The organism is Billgrantia zhangzhouensis, assembly GCF_021404465.1.
GTDB classification, from domain to species: Bacteria; Pseudomonadota; Gammaproteobacteria; order Pseudomonadales; family Halomonadaceae; genus Halomonas; species Halomonas zhangzhouensis.
This window is the reverse complement of record NZ_JABFTT010000010.1, coordinates 134,957-148,145: the sequence shown is the minus strand read 5'-3', so window position 1 is coordinate 148,145 and position 13,189 is coordinate 134,957. Positions and strand designations below refer to the sequence as shown.

The 13,189-nt window shown below is 63.6% G+C and carries 11 protein-coding genes; 5 read left to right on the top strand and 6 right to left on the bottom strand.

Features of this window, described 5'->3' with window-relative positions; translation table 11 throughout:
* Window positions 1-47: 47 nt before the first annotated feature.
* From mmsB to HOP51_RS14200, 3 genes are read right to left on the bottom strand one after another with little or no spacing between them, the layout of a single operon-like run.
* A complete protein-coding gene (gene mmsB / locus HOP51_RS14210) occupies window positions 48-950 on the bottom strand; it encodes a 3-hydroxyisobutyrate dehydrogenase (RefSeq protein ID WP_234274554.1) in 903 nt (300 codons plus the stop codon).
* 46 nt (window positions 951-996) lie between these two features.
* A complete protein-coding gene (locus HOP51_RS14205) occupies window positions 997-2,151 on the bottom strand; it encodes an enoyl-CoA hydratase/isomerase family protein (protein WP_234274553.1) in 1,155 nt (384 codons plus the stop codon).
* Between the two features lie 37 nt (window positions 2,152-2,188).
* A complete protein-coding gene (locus HOP51_RS14200; RefSeq protein WP_234274552.1) occupies window positions 2,189-3,355 on the bottom strand; it encodes an acyl-CoA dehydrogenase family protein in 1,167 nt (388 codons plus the stop codon).
* A 223-nt stretch (window positions 3,356-3,578) separates the two neighbouring features.
* Between HOP51_RS14200 and HOP51_RS14195 the strand changes: the two genes are divergently transcribed.
* On the top strand, window positions 3,579-4,019 hold the full coding sequence (locus HOP51_RS14195; protein ID WP_267957753.1) for a MerR family transcriptional regulator: 441 nt from the start codon (window positions 3,579-3,581) through the stop codon (window positions 4,017-4,019).
* A 173-nt stretch (window positions 4,020-4,192) separates the two neighbouring features.
* Window positions 4,193-5,920, top strand: a complete 1,728-nt coding sequence (locus HOP51_RS14190; RefSeq protein ID WP_234274551.1) for an AMP-binding protein — start codon at window positions 4,193-4,195, stop codon at window positions 5,918-5,920.
* A 69-nt stretch (window positions 5,921-5,989) separates the two neighbouring features.
* Here HOP51_RS14190 and gcvA read toward each other — a convergent pair whose 3' ends face one another.
* Window positions 5,990-6,877, bottom strand: a complete 888-nt coding sequence (gcvA, locus tag HOP51_RS14185; RefSeq protein WP_234274550.1) for a transcriptional regulator GcvA — start codon at window positions 6,875-6,877, stop codon at window positions 5,990-5,992.
* Between the two features lie 121 nt (window positions 6,878-6,998).
* Here gcvA and amaB point away from each other — a divergent pair, with 121 nt between their 5' ends.
* Window positions 6,999-8,492: an L-piperidine-6-carboxylate dehydrogenase gene (amaB, locus tag HOP51_RS14180; RefSeq protein WP_234274549.1), complete on the top strand. Its 1,494-nt coding sequence runs from the start codon at window positions 6,999-7,001 to the stop codon at window positions 8,490-8,492.
* Window positions 8,493-8,566: 74 nt separating this feature from the next.
* A complete protein-coding gene (gene amaA / locus HOP51_RS14175) occupies window positions 8,567-9,847 on the top strand; it encodes an L-pipecolate oxidase (protein ID WP_234274548.1) in 1,281 nt (426 codons plus the stop codon).
* Window positions 9,848-9,852: 5 nt separating this feature from the next.
* Here the strand turns inward: amaA and HOP51_RS14170 are convergent, their stop codons facing one another.
* Window positions 9,853-10,341 carry an Lrp/AsnC family transcriptional regulator gene (locus HOP51_RS14170; RefSeq protein ID WP_234274547.1) on the bottom strand — a complete coding sequence of 163 codons (489 nt, stop codon included), beginning with the start codon at window positions 10,339-10,341 and terminating at the stop codon, window positions 9,853-9,855.
* A gap of 277 nt (window positions 10,342-10,618) precedes the next feature.
* Here HOP51_RS14170 and nhaC point away from each other — a divergent pair, with 277 nt between their 5' ends.
* A complete protein-coding gene (gene nhaC / locus HOP51_RS14165; RefSeq protein ID WP_234274546.1) occupies window positions 10,619-12,142 on the top strand; it encodes a Na+/H+ antiporter NhaC in 1,524 nt (507 codons plus the stop codon).
* Window positions 12,143-12,204: 62 nt separating this feature from the next.
* Here nhaC and HOP51_RS14160 read toward each other — a convergent pair whose 3' ends face one another.
* A complete protein-coding gene (locus tag HOP51_RS14160) occupies window positions 12,205-13,128 on the bottom strand; it encodes a LysR family transcriptional regulator (protein ID WP_234274545.1) in 924 nt (307 codons plus the stop codon).
* Window positions 13,129-13,189: the final 61 nt, after the last annotated feature.

Here is a 13,189-nt window from a genome sequence, read left to right as displayed (position 1 = left end):
ACGGGTACAAGATTGTGCCCGTTTCTCGCCAAGCTGCCAAAAGGGGTTTAGCTCTCCTCGCCCGAGCGGTAAAGCTTCTGAATACTGGAAAAGTCGAGACCGCCGTTGCCTTGGGCCGCGTGCAGCGCAAACAGGTTGCGCGCCTGCGAGCCCATCGGCACCGTGGCCTTGCAACCCAGCGCCAGCTCCCACGCCAGCCCAAGATCCTTGGCCATCAGGTCGGTGAGGAAACCGCCCTGATAGTCGCGCGAGGCGGCGGAGCCCTCCATCACCCCGGGCCAGGGGTTATAGACGTTGAGCGCCCAGTTGCCGCCGCTGCTCTGCTTCATGATCTCGGAGAGCACGGCGGGGTCGAGGCCGCTCTTGACCCCCAGGGCCAACGCCTCGGCGGTACCGCTCATGAGGATGCCGAGCAGCATGTTGTTGCAGATCTTGGCCACCTGCCCGGCGCCGATCCCACCAGCATGGAAGATATTCTTGCCCATGCCTTCCAGCACCGGTCTGGCCTGCTCGAAGCCGGCCTGGCTGCCACCGACGATGAAGGTCAGGGTACCCGCCTGGGCGCCACCGACCCCGCCGGAGACCGGGGCATCGAGGTAGGTCAGTCCGCGCTCGGCGGCGGCCTCACCCACGATGCGTGCATCCTGCGGCGAAATGGTGGAGGCGTCGATGATCAGCGGCTTGCCCTCGAGTGCATCGAACAGTCCCGACGAGTCCGGCTGACCGATGTAGAGGCGGCGAACGTGCTGACCGGCCGGCAGCATCGAGATGACTACCTCAGCCCCGCGGGTCGCGTCCTCGGCACTGGCGCCGGTCCGGGCTCCGGCCTCTTCGAGGCGCCGCATGGCCGAATCGACCAGGTCGAAAACGCTGACCTCATGGCCGGCCTTGACCAGATTGAGGGCCATCGGGGCACCCATGTTGCCCAAGCCGATAAAGGCGATTTTCATGCGAGCTGCTCCTGATTGTCGTTATGAAAGGAAATGCATCGTTCGTTCAATGGCTCCGCTTGTCGCGACCGAGGTCGCGCAGCGGGTGCTCCTCCTCGCTCCACAGCGGCGCCAGCAGTGCCTGGAGGTCCGCCTCGGGAACGCGGGCAACGCTTTCGTGCTGCCACCTGGGATTCTTGTCCTTGTCGATCAGCAGGGCTCTGACGCCCTCGGCGATATCGCCCAGGCGACAGCATTGCACCGAGAGGTTCAGTTCGTCGCGGAAGGCATCGGCCAGGCTGGTGTGGCGGTGCCGTTCGAGCATGCGCCAGACCAGATGGGCACTCAGTGGGCTACCGGCCTCGAGCCGCTTGCGGTTGGCGGCAAGCCAGGCGTCGTCACGGCGATCCTCGAGAATACGCTCCACCGCGGCGACGGCATCGACCTGTGCCGTCAATGCCTGAATATGATCGAGCAGCGGCGCGACCTGCGGCACGGGAGCCCGGTTGCGCGCCTCGAGTTCGTCGAGGACCCGCTGCACCCCGGCCTGCAGATCGCGGGGGCTGCACGTGCCGTAATCGGCCTCACCCAGCGCTTCCAGCAGGGCCTCACGCCGCTCGCGCGGTACGAAGTGGTCGGCCAGCCCCAGGTCGAGCGCATCGCGGGCGTTGAGCTGGCCCCCGGTGATGCCCAGGTAGGCACCAACACCCGGCGGCATGCGATTGAGGAACCAACTGGCGCCGATGTCCGGATAGAGGCCGATGGTGATCTCGGGCATGGCAATCAGCGTGGTTTCGGTCACCAGACGCCGCGACGCTCCCGCCATGAGCCCCAGGCCGCCGCCCATGACGATGCCGTCACCCCATCCCAGGATCGGCTTGGGATAAGTGTGAATGCGGTAATCGAGGCGATATTCCGTGGTGAAGTAGGTCTCGGCAAAGAGGCTGTCGCGCCCAGCACCGGGGTCGTCGCCCTCCTCGGTCATCGAACGGTACAGCGCTACCACGTCGCCACCGGCGCAGAACGCCTTTTCACCGGCCCCCTCCAACCATACCGCAACGATACTGCGGTCCACCGCCCAGGCCTCGAGCTTGGCGTCGAGCTGTCGCGCCATCTCCAGCGACAGGGCGTTGAGCGACTTGGGCGAGTTGAGGGTGGCGACACCGATCCGCCCGCCGTCGCGGGTCGGCAGCTCATCGAAGATGACCGCTAGCTCCGTCATGCCTGCTTTCTCCTTTTATGCTCATAGCCGCTAATGCTCATTGCAACGCCTCGATCACGCCGTCCGCCAGCAGGCGGCGAGCCACGATCACACGCATGATCTCATTGGTGCCCTCGAGAATCTGGTGCACGCGGGTGTCGCGTACCATGCGCTCCAGGGGAAACTCCCTCAAGTAACCATAACCGCCATGCAACTGCAGCGCCTCGTTGCACACGCTGAAGCCCATGTCGGTGGCGAAACGCTTGGCCATGGCGCAATAGGCCGTGGCTTCCGGATCGCCCTGATCGAGCCGCCAGGCGGCGTGACGAACCATCAGCCGGGCCGCCGCCAGTTCGGTCGCCATGTCGGCCAGCTTGAACTGCAGCGCCTGGAATTGCGCCAGTTCACGGCCGAACTGCTTGCGCTCCTGCAGGTAGTTGCGCGACAGGGTCAGCGCGTGCTGAGCGGCACCCAGCGAACAGCTGGCGATATTCAGCCGGCCGCCGTCAAGCCCCTTCATCGCCAGCTTGAAGCCTTCACCCTCTTCGCCCAGCCGGTTGCCCACCGGCACGCGCACGCCGTCGAAGCTGATCAGCCGTGTGGGCTGGCTCTTCCAGCCCATCTTCTCTTCGTTCTTGCCGTACTCGATGCCTGCGGCATCCGCCGGCACCAGGATCGCCGACACTCCCCCGGCACCGCTGTCGGGGGCACCGGTACGCGCCATGACCACCAGCACGTCATTGGCCCCGGCACCAGAGATGAACATCTTGGAGCCGCTGATGACATACTCGTCTCCCTCACGCACGGCCTTGGTACGCAGGCTGGCGGCATCCGAACCGGAGCCCGGCTCGGTCAGGCAGTAGCAGCCCAGGCATGCGCCGCTGATCAGACGCTCGACCCAGCTTTCACGCAGCGCCTCATTGCCCCAACTGGCCACCATCCAGGCCACCATGTTGTGGATGGTAAGATAGGCGGTCGTCGAGATGCAGCCTTGGGAGAGCTGCTCGAAGATCAGCGAGGCATCGAGCCGCGACAGCCCCAGGCCGCCGCGCTCTTCGGGGATGTAAATGCCAAGGAAGCCTGCTTCGCCCGCCCGGCGGATGACATCGACCGGGAAGTGGGAAGTGGCGTCCCATTCGGCGGCGTGGTCGGCTAGTTCCGCCCGCGAGAAATCCGCGGCGGCCTGCACGAGCGCCTTCTGATCGTCGGTTAGGGAGAAATCCATTGCGCTGTCCTCTGAATGTTGGGCGGACCGTTCGTCCAGCAAAAGATGGCTGGCATTGCCATGCAGACCTGGCCTGCTCGCCAACCAACCTAGCACTTGCTAGGTTTTATCGCACACCTCCCTTGGTCGACAACCACTTTACGTTAACGTCAACGTCGTCTAGTGTTGCGATTAGTGGAGGACACCGCACGACGGCCCATCCAACTCATAGGAAAAAACAGCGATGAGCACATCCAAAGCGGAAGCTACCACCCCGGTCAACGGCAGCCTGACACGCCAGCGTCGTACCTATTCGATAGGCGAATTGGCCCGGATGTTCGAGGTGACCCCGCGTACCATCCGCTTCTATGAGCAGGAAGGGCTGTTGGCGCCGGAGCGTCGCGGTCAGACCCGCATCTATCACGAGAAGGATCGGGTTCGTCTCAAGCTGACCCTGCGCGGCAAGCGCCTGGGCTTCTCGCTGGCCGAGATCCGCGAGGTCATCGAGATGTACGACGCCATGCCCGACGGCAACGCTCGGCAGCTCAAGCGCCTGCTGGAGATCCTGGCAGACAAGCGCAACAACATGGAGCGTCAGTTGGAGGACATTCGCCTGATGCAGCGTGAACTCGATGACGTGGAAATGCGCGCCCGCGAGGTACTCGAGCGCCTCGGCCAGGACTAGGTTTCACCTGTTCGCCTGAAGAACCGCCGAGCACAGGCGCTCATCGGACAAGCCCACTCCATGGCCGCCGCAACGTGACGTCCGACCACGCCGTTCAACGGATGGGTGCCCAGCCACGGTGCCCATCGGCAATCGACTACCGCAGCCAACTGCACAACAAGACGGGTAATACGATGACACGCCAAGCACTTCAAGAACGCGTCCCGAACAGTTACGTCAGCGGCATCAGCGATACGCCACTCAAGGGCGAAACCATCGGCGACTGCTTCGACGCGACCGTGGCACGCTTTCCCGATGGCGAGGCCCTGCTCAGCCTGCATCAGGGGCTGCGCTACACTTGGAGAGAGCTGCAGCAGGCGGTGAACCAGGCTGCCCGGGCAATGCTCGCGCTGGGCATGAAGAAAGGCGACCGGGTTGGCATCTGGTCGCCCAATTGCGCCGAATGGACCATCACCCAGTTCGCCACGGCGAAGATCGGCGCCATCCTGGTCAACATCAACCCCAGCTACCGCACCCATGAACTCGAATACGCGCTCAGGCAGTCCGGCACTTCCACGCTGATCCTGCAGGGCAAGTTCAAGACTTCCGACTACGTGGCCATGCTGGCGGAGCTGGCCCCGGAGCTCCATGAAGAGAAGGTCCCGGAGCTGCACAATGGAGCACCGTCCGCCTTCTCCTGCGCCAAGCTGCCCGAACTCAAGCGCGTGGTGTGCCTCGACGCCGACCGTGCCCTTCCCGGCATGTTCAACTGGCAGAGCATGCTGGCGCATGCCGACGAGGTCTCTGAAGAACACCTTGCCGACATCCAGGCCACGCTGCAGTTCGACGAACCGGTCAACATCCAGTACACCTCGGGCACCACCGGGGCGCCCAAGGGCGCCACCCTCTCCCACCACAACATCCTCAACAACGGCTTCTTCGTCGCCCGTACCATGGGCTTCTCCGAGAAGGACCGCCTGGTGATCCCGGTACCGCTCTATCACTGCTTCGGCATGGTGATGGGCAACCTGGGCTGCATGACCCACGGCGCCACCATGATCTATCCGGGCGACGGCTTCGACCCGGAGGCCACCCTCAAGGCGGTGTCCGACGAAAAGGCCACGGCGCTTTACGGCGTGCCGACCATGTTCATAGCCGAGCTGGAACATCCCGACTTCACCCAGTACGACCTCTCTACCCTGCGCACCGGCATCATGGCAGGCTCGATCTGCCCCATCGAGGTGATGCGCAAGGTCATCGACAAGATGCACATGGAGGACGTCACCATCTGCTACGGAATGACCGAGACCAGCCCGGTCAGCTTCCAGACCCAGACCGACGCCCCCCTGGAGAAACGCGTGACCACGGTGGGCACCATCCATCCCCACCTCGAGGTCAAGCTGGTCAGCCCCGAGACCGGCGCGGTGGTACCACGCGGCGAGACCGGCGAGCTGTGCACCCGAGGCTACAGCGTGATGCTCGGCTACTGGAACAACGAGGAGGCCACCGCCAAGTCGATCGATAGCGCCGGCTGGATGCATACCGGCGATCTCGCCACCATGGATGAGGAAGGCTATGTGGCCATCGTCGGCCGCATCAAGGACATGATCATCCGCGGCGGCGAGAATATCTATCCGCGCGAAATCGAGGACTTCCTCTACACCCACCCGTCCATCTCCGACGTGCAGGTGATCGGCGTGCCCGACGAAAAGTACGGCGAGGAAGTCATGGCCTGGGTCAAGCTCGGTGATGGCCAGAAGCTCACCGCCGACGAGCTCAAGGAGTTCTGCAAGGGCAAGATCGCCCACTACAAGATCCCGCGCTACGTGAAGTTCGTCGACGAGTTCCCGATGACCGTCACCGGCAAGATCCAGAAGTTCAAGATGCGTGAAGAAGCCACCCACGAGCTTGGCCTGGCCTGAACCGCTGACAAGGCGATGACTTGCCGACCGTCACGCCCCTGCCTCGGCAGGGGTGCTTTCGTTTCGCCGTCAGACGATGCGCTCGCGTATCCAATCGATGAAGGCGCGCACCTTGTAGAGATCCGCCATGTGCTCCGGGTAGGCCATGTAGTAGCCGTCCCGGCTCTTCAGGCTGAACGGCCAGGGAACCATCAGCTTGCCCTCGTCGATCTCCTCCTGGGCCAGGAAGCGCGGCACCAGCGCCACGCCGCAGCCGGCCTGCGCCGCACGTAGCGCCATATAGAAGGTGTCGAAGCGCGGCCCATGGTAGCTGTGCTCGGTGTATTGGCCTTGGGCATCGAACCAGTCGTGCCATGCCTCCGGCCGGGTAGTGCTCTGCAGCAGCACGAGCCGCGTCAGCGCCAGCGGTTCCTCCACCCTCATACCCACCAAGGCCTGCGGCGAGCAGACCGGCACGATCTCCTCCTTGAGCAACCTGATGCATTCGGCCTTGGGCCAGGCTCCGTGACCGAAGAAGAACGCCACCTCCACCCGCTCCTGCTGCATATCGAACGGCTCGACCCGGTTGCTGATGTTGAGGTTGATGTTGGGGTGTCGAAAGCGGAAACCGTTGAGCCGCGGGACCAGCCAGCGCGCGCCGAAGGTGGGCAGGGTCGCCACGTTGAGCACGTCCGCCTCGCCACCGTAGGACTGCATGTAGCGCGTCGACATCTCCACCTGGGCGAGAATCTTGCGCGCTTCGCCGAGGTAGATTGCCCCCTCCGGGGTGAGGTGCAAGCGCCGACGGATGCGCCGGAATAGCGGATGCTCCAGGAGCGACTCCAACTGTGCGACCTGCTTGCTCACGGCGCTCTGGGTCAGGCTCAACTCATCTGCCGCGCGGGTGAAGCTCAGATGGCGGGCCGCCGCCTCGAAGCATTGCAGCCCGGCCAGGGAAGGAAGGTGTCGACGACTCATTTCGCCCGCCTAGCATGAAATTAAGGAATGACATGTATCGTAATCGTCGCTTGTTGCCGCTCGGCAGTGGTAGCGATACTGGGCGTCACGACATTCTTGGATAATAACGATAGGAGAAAGAATGATCGACTCCCTGATGCAGCGCCTCGGCGTGGCGCCTGAACAGTACCGAGACGGCGATATCGCGGTCGCCACGCCTATCGACGGCAGCGAGATCGGTCGTGTGCGCACGGCCACTGCCCAAGAGATCGACACGGCCATCGCCAACGCCCAGCGCGCTTTTAAAGCGTGGCGCCAGGTGCCCGCCCCGCGTCGCGGCGAGCTGGTACGCCTGTTCGGCGATCAACTGCGCCGCCACAAGGAGGACCTGGGTGCACTGGTCACCTGGGAGTGCGGCAAGATCCTTCAGGAAGGGCTCGGTGAAGTGCAGGAGATGATCGACATCTGCGACCTCGCCGTTGGGCAGTCCCGCCAGCTCTATGGCCTCACTATCGCCTCCGAGCGTCCCGGACACCATATGCGTGAGAGCTGGCACCCGCTCGGCCCGATCGGGTTGATCACCGCCTTCAATTTTCCGGTTGCCCCCTGGGCCTGGAACGCGGCACTGGCCCTGGTATGCGGCGACAGCCTGCTGTGGAAGCCCTCCGAGAAGACACCTCTCACCGCCCTGGCCTGCCAGGCACTGCTCGAACGTGCCATGGCCGAGTTCGGCGATGACGCGCCCCAATACCTCAGCCAAGTGATCATCGGCAAGCGTGCCGCGGGCGAGCAACTGGCCGACGACGCCAGAATTCCCCTGATCAGTGCCACCGGCAGCACGCGAATGGGCCGTGACGTGGGGCCGCGCGTGGCCGCCCGCTTCGGTCGCAGTATCCTCGAGCTGGGCGGCAACAACGCCATGATCCTGACGTCCAGCGCCGACCTCGACATGGCCGTGCGCGCCATCCTCTTCTCAGCGGTGGGGACCGCTGGCCAGCGTTGCACCACGCTGCGCCGTCTGGTCGTGCATCGTTCCATCAAGGAGGAGGTCGTTGCCCGCCTCAAGCAGGCTTATGCCGGCATCAGTATCGGCGACCCGCTCGAAGGCAACCTGATCGGCCCACTGATCGACCGCCAAGCCTTCGACACCATGCAGACGGTGCTGACCCAGGCCCACGAGCAGGGTGCCAACGTATTCGGCGGCCAGCGCCAGCTCGCAGAGCAGTATCCTGAGGGTTACTACGTGGCACCGGCCATCGTCGAGGTCGAAGGCCAGAGCGATCTGGTGCGGCACGAAACCTTCGCACCGATTCTCTACGTGATCGGCTACGAAGCGCTCGATGTAGCCATCGCACTCAACAACGACGTGCCCCAGGGTCTCTCCTCCTGCATCTTCACCACCGACGTGCGCGAGGCGGAAACCTTCGTCTCCGCAGTGGGCAGCGATTGCGGTATCGCCAACGTCAACATCGGCCCCAGCGGCGCCGAGATCGGCGGTGCCTTCGGTGGCGAGAAGGAGACCGGCGGCGGCCGCGAATCGGGCTCCGACGTATGGAAGAGCTACATGCGCCGCCAGACCAACACCGTCAATTACTCCAGGGAGCTGCCGCTCGCCCAAGGTATCAAGTTCGACTGATCGACTGGGCATCCTCAGCTTCGGCACAGCAGCTCGCCGAAGCCTTCCCCATCACCCCATGTACGGGAGGCACAATGAAGGAGCGCTGTCTCTGGCACGACACCTCTCCGGAGCCGCCCCCGGATCAGGCCATGCTGCAGGGTGAGCGCAGCACCGATGTGCTGGTGATCGGTGGAGGGATTACCGGTCTCAGCACCGCCCTACACCTGGCTGAGGCTGGCGTCAGCGTGACCCTGATCGAAGCAGGCGACCTCCCTAGCGGCGCTTCGGGACGCAATGTCGGACTCGTCAATGCGGGACTGTGGATTCCACCGGACGACATCCTCGCGGTGCTTGGCGAGGAGATCGGCGAGCGCGCCAACACGATTCTCGGCGGCGCCCCTGCGGTCGTCTTCTCGCTGATCGAGCGGCACGGTATCGCATGCCAGGCAACCCGCAGCGGCACTCTGCACTTGGCACATAACGGTAAAGGCGAGCAGGAACTGGCGCGGCGAGCGGAGCAGTTGCAGCGACGCGGGGCTCCCGTGGAACTGCTCAAGGCAGCGGCCTGCCGGGAATACGTGGGCACCCGGCGCATCCACCGCGCCCTGCTCGACCACCGTGCCGGGACCCTGAACCCCGCCGCCTACACTCGCGGCCTGGCACGTGCCGCGAAAGCGGCCGGCGCACGCCTATACACCCATAGCGCCGCCACCGCCGTCGCCCGAGCGAGAGACCGCTGGCGGATCACCACCGCTCACGGCAGCGTCCAGGCCCAGCGTCTGGTGCTTGCCACCAACGCCTATACCGAGGACCGCTGGAACGAGGTCCGCCGCCATTTCTTCGTCGGCCACTTCTACCAAGTCGCCTCCCGACCGCTATCCGGCGGGGCTGCCGATGAGATCCTGCCGGGGCGCCAGGGTGCCTGGGACACCCGCATGGTGCTGAGCAGCATGCGTCGCGATGCAGAAGGCCGACTGATCCTCGGCAGCCTCGGCAAGGGGGCAGGCAAACCCGCCGCCTTCCTCCGCTGCTGGGCCAACCGCATCCAGCGTCATTATTTCCCTCGGTTGGGCAGTATCGAGTGGGAATACAGCTGGACGGGACGAATCGGCTTCACGCCCGATCATACGCTGCGCCTCTTCGAGCTTGCCCCGGGTGTGCTGGGTGTCTCCGGCTACAACGGGCGCGGTATCACCACTGGCACCGTGGTGGGCAAGGGTTTCGCCCAGTATCTGATGACCGGCGAGGACGACGCCCTCCCCCTACCAATTCGCACACCCCGGCCGATACGGGCCAGGGCGCTGCGTAGCTCCGGTTACGAAAGCGGCTTCATACTCTACCACACGGGGCAATGCTTGAGAGTGTTGAGTTGAGAAGCTTACGGCTGGAAGTAGTTATCGATGGGAACCGGCACCGTCACTTCGTCTTTCACCAGCTCCATTACCACGAAGGAGTGCGTTTGATGGACATTCGGCAACCGACCGATCTGCTGGACCAGCACGGCCCGGTAATGAGAGATGTCATGGGTTCTCACCTTGAGCATGTAGTCGAAGTTCCCCGCTACCATGTAGCAGCCCTGAACTTCGGGGATGAGACGCACGGCCTCGTTGAAACGATCCAAGGCGTCTTCGCTGGTCTTTTCCATCGTCACCAGCACCACCAGTACGTGGCCCGCCCCCAGTTGCTCCGGATCGAGGTCGGCACGGTAGCCGCGGATGATGCCGGTCTGCTCGAGCCGACGTACCCGCTGAGCGCAAGGCGTCTTGGTCAGGTTGACCCGGCTGGCGAGCTCCACGATGGAAAGACGCCCGTTCTCCTGCAACTGGTTCAGGATACGGCGATCTATGCGGTCCAGTTTACTAGCCATATTGCCTACCAATATTTGTTTTTAAGGATAAAGGTAAAACAATTTAGCGTTATTTAGAGCCAATTCCTATCAAGATTGACCAACAATTAGGCTTGAAGAACGGTACACATGACAACAACGATAACGACCCGAGGAGGTGATCCAGACGATACCCGGAGAACCCAGTGAGCGGCCTTGGTCGCCTGCGCATGGCGATGAGGGTTGGGAAGCTGCGTAGTGCTTATCGATAAATAAGCAAACCAAGAACAACGCACATTTGTTCCAAGGGAAAGTTAATATGAAAAGTTCAACGTCCATCCAATACCAGCAGCCAAGTTTGCTGCTAGCGCTGACTCCCGTCGTCCTGACACTGCTGGTACTGGCAGTGCAGCTGTTCTACTTCGGCGATTTCACGCCCCATATCCCCCTGGCCATCGGCCTGGCCATCACGGCGCTGGTAGGCGTCAAGCTTGGCTTCCGCTGGAAGCAGATCGAAGAAGGCATCTTCCACGTCATTCACGTGTCGCTGCCCTCCGTCTCCGTGCTGATCTGCGTCGGCATGATCATTGGCGTCTGGATCGCCAGCGGCACCGTTCCGACCCTGATCTACTACGGCCTGACGATTCTCTCGCCGACCATCTTCCTGGCCGCGGCCATGCTGCTGTGTTCGATCGTCTCGCTGGCGCTGGGTACCTCCTGGGGCACCGTCGGCACGGTGGGCCTGGCCCTGATGGGCATCGGCGCCGGCTTCGACATCCCGATGTACTGGACCGCCGGAGCGGTGGTCTCGGGGGCATTCTTCGGCGACAAAGTCTCGCCGCTGTCGGACACCACCAACCTCGCCCCGGCGGTCACCGGCACCGACATCTTCTCGCACATCAAGAACATGATGCCGACGACGGTCCCCGCCATGCTGATCGCCTTCGTCATCTATCTCGGTGCCGGCTTCGTCTTGATCGATGACAACTCCGCATCCTTCGAGCGGATCGACGCCATCACTTCGGCACTGCAGGCGAACTTCACCATTTCCGCCTGGCTGCTACTGCCCGCGGTACTGGTCATCGTGCTCGCGGTCAAGCGCATGCCGCCCATCCCGTCGCTGTTCGCCGGCGCCCTGGCCGGTGCGGTCACCGCCATGTTCGTGCAGGGAGTCGGCGTGCATGACGTGCTGACCTATGCCAACAGCGGTTACTCGATCGATACCGGCATCGCGGCCATGGACAGCCTGCTCAACCGTGGCGGCATCCAGTCGATGATGTGGACCATCTCGCTGGTGCTCATCGCGCTGGGCTTTGGCGGTGCGCTGGAGAAGACCGGCTGCCTGGAAGCGATCATCCGCGCCATCATGACCAAGGTGCGTAGCTTCGCCGGACTGCAGACCTCGGCCGTGCTGACCTCGGTTTCCACCAACCTGGTCGCCGGCGACCCCTACCTCTCGATCGCCCTGCCCGGACGCATGTATGCCCCCACCTATCGCGGCATGGGCTATTCGACCCTGAACCTGTCGCGCGCCATCGAGGAAGGCGGCACGCTCATCTCGCCCCTGGTTCCGTGGAATGCCGGCGGCGCCTTCGTGATCAGCGCCCTGGCACTCGGCATCGCCGACGGCAACGTCGAGAACCTGCTGTACATCCCCCTGGCCTTCGCCTGCTGGCTGTCGCCGGTGATCGGCCTGTTCTATGCGCAGACCGGCCTATTCTCACCCCGCGCGAGCGATGAAGAGCGCCAGCTCTGGAAGGAGCAGGGAGAAGCCATCGCGACCGACCTCGGCGCCGCTGGCGAGACTTCCATAAGCACCACCCCGGCAACACGAACCAACTGACCTGCTTCTCGCTTCGGGGGATCGTGTTACCCACCCGGCAGGCCAAGCCTGCCGGGTTTTCTTCATTCGTCTTTCTGCAACCGCCGCAGCTCCTCGAGGTAGGTTTCCAGCACCAGGTTGGGTGGGGCGCCCTTGCGGGTGATGGCACTGTAGTGGGTGAGATAGTGCCAGCACGCGGGATTCAGGGCTCGCATCCGGCCACTTCTCACCCAGCGTTCGGCATAGTGGGTCGGCAGGTAGCCGATATAGCGGTTGGAGAGAATGAGAAAGGCGATCCCTTCCCGGTCAGTGGCCGAGGCAGCGGCCCTGAGCGGCTCGTGCAGCGCCTTGACCTCGGGTGTCTGGGCATAGGCCGGAACCACCGCATCGCAGTTCGCCAACTGGTGCTCGGACACGCCTTCGGCCTCGAACAAAGGGTGGCCCGAGGCGCAATAGAGCTGGGAGGTTTCCGCATACAGCGGGAGATAGTCGAGCCCCGGCAGAGTCTTGAGCGACGGTATCACGCCGGTATGCAGGCGACCGTCGAGCACGCCCAGCTCGATCTCGCTGGGCGGGATCATTCGAATATTGATGCGCACATCCGGACCGCGCTCCTTGAGTGCGCTAAGGGAATTGGTGATATGCATCTGCGGCATGGTCACCAGGTTGTCGGTGATACCGATGTTGAGCTCGCCCTTGAGCCAGGCATGCAGGCCATTGACCCGGGTGCGAAACCCTTCGACCGCGGCCTGCAGCTGCAGGGTCGCCTGGTAGACTTCCGCGCCTTCATCGGTCAGGGAGAAGCCACTGCGCCCACGCAGACACAGCCGCAAGCCGAGGCGCGTCTCGAGGTCGTTCATCGCCATGCTGATCGCGGCGCGGCTGATGTTCAGCTCTACCTCGGCAGCGGAAAAGCCGCCGCACTCCACCACCTTGCGGTAGATCTTCAGCAGGCGCAGATCGGCATCGCCGGGCTGGGCCGACAGGGTCTCCTTGCGGCGTGACATGGGCCGCTCCCTTCGTTCATGACGTTAGCCTTCGAGAATATCGCCGCCCGGACGAAAAGTT

Excerpts from the sequence above, each read along its gene's own strand:
- mmsB (WP_234274554.1), bottom strand. The coding sequence starts at position 950 with ATGAAAATCGCCTTTATCGGCTTGGGCAACATGGGTGCCCCGATGGCC.
- HOP51_RS14205 (WP_234274553.1), bottom strand. The coding sequence starts at position 2,151 with ATGACGGAGCTAGCGGTCATCTTCGATGAGCTGCCGACCCGCGACGGC.
- HOP51_RS14200 (WP_234274552.1), bottom strand. The coding sequence starts at position 3,355 with ATGGATTTCTCCCTAACCGACGATCAGAAGGCGCTCGTGCAGGCCGCC.
- HOP51_RS14195 (WP_267957753.1), top strand. The coding sequence starts at position 3,579 with ATGAGCACATCCAAAGCGGAAGCTACCACCCCGGTCAACGGCAGCCTG.
- HOP51_RS14190 (WP_234274551.1), top strand. The coding sequence starts at position 4,193 with ATGACACGCCAAGCACTTCAAGAACGCGTCCCGAACAGTTACGTCAGC.
- gcvA (WP_234274550.1), bottom strand. The coding sequence starts at position 6,877 with ATGAGTCGTCGACACCTTCCTTCCCTGGCCGGGCTGCAATGCTTCGAG.
- amaB (WP_234274549.1), top strand. The coding sequence starts at position 6,999 with ATGATCGACTCCCTGATGCAGCGCCTCGGCGTGGCGCCTGAACAGTAC.
- amaA (WP_234274548.1), top strand. The coding sequence starts at position 8,567 with ATGAAGGAGCGCTGTCTCTGGCACGACACCTCTCCGGAGCCGCCCCCG.
- HOP51_RS14170 (WP_234274547.1), bottom strand. The coding sequence starts at position 10,341 with ATGGCTAGTAAACTGGACCGCATAGATCGCCGTATCCTGAACCAGTTG.
- nhaC (WP_234274546.1), top strand. The coding sequence starts at position 10,619 with ATGAAAAGTTCAACGTCCATCCAATACCAGCAGCCAAGTTTGCTGCTA.
- HOP51_RS14160 (WP_234274545.1), bottom strand. The coding sequence starts at position 13,128 with ATGTCACGCCGCAAGGAGACCCTGTCGGCCCAGCCCGGCGATGCCGAT.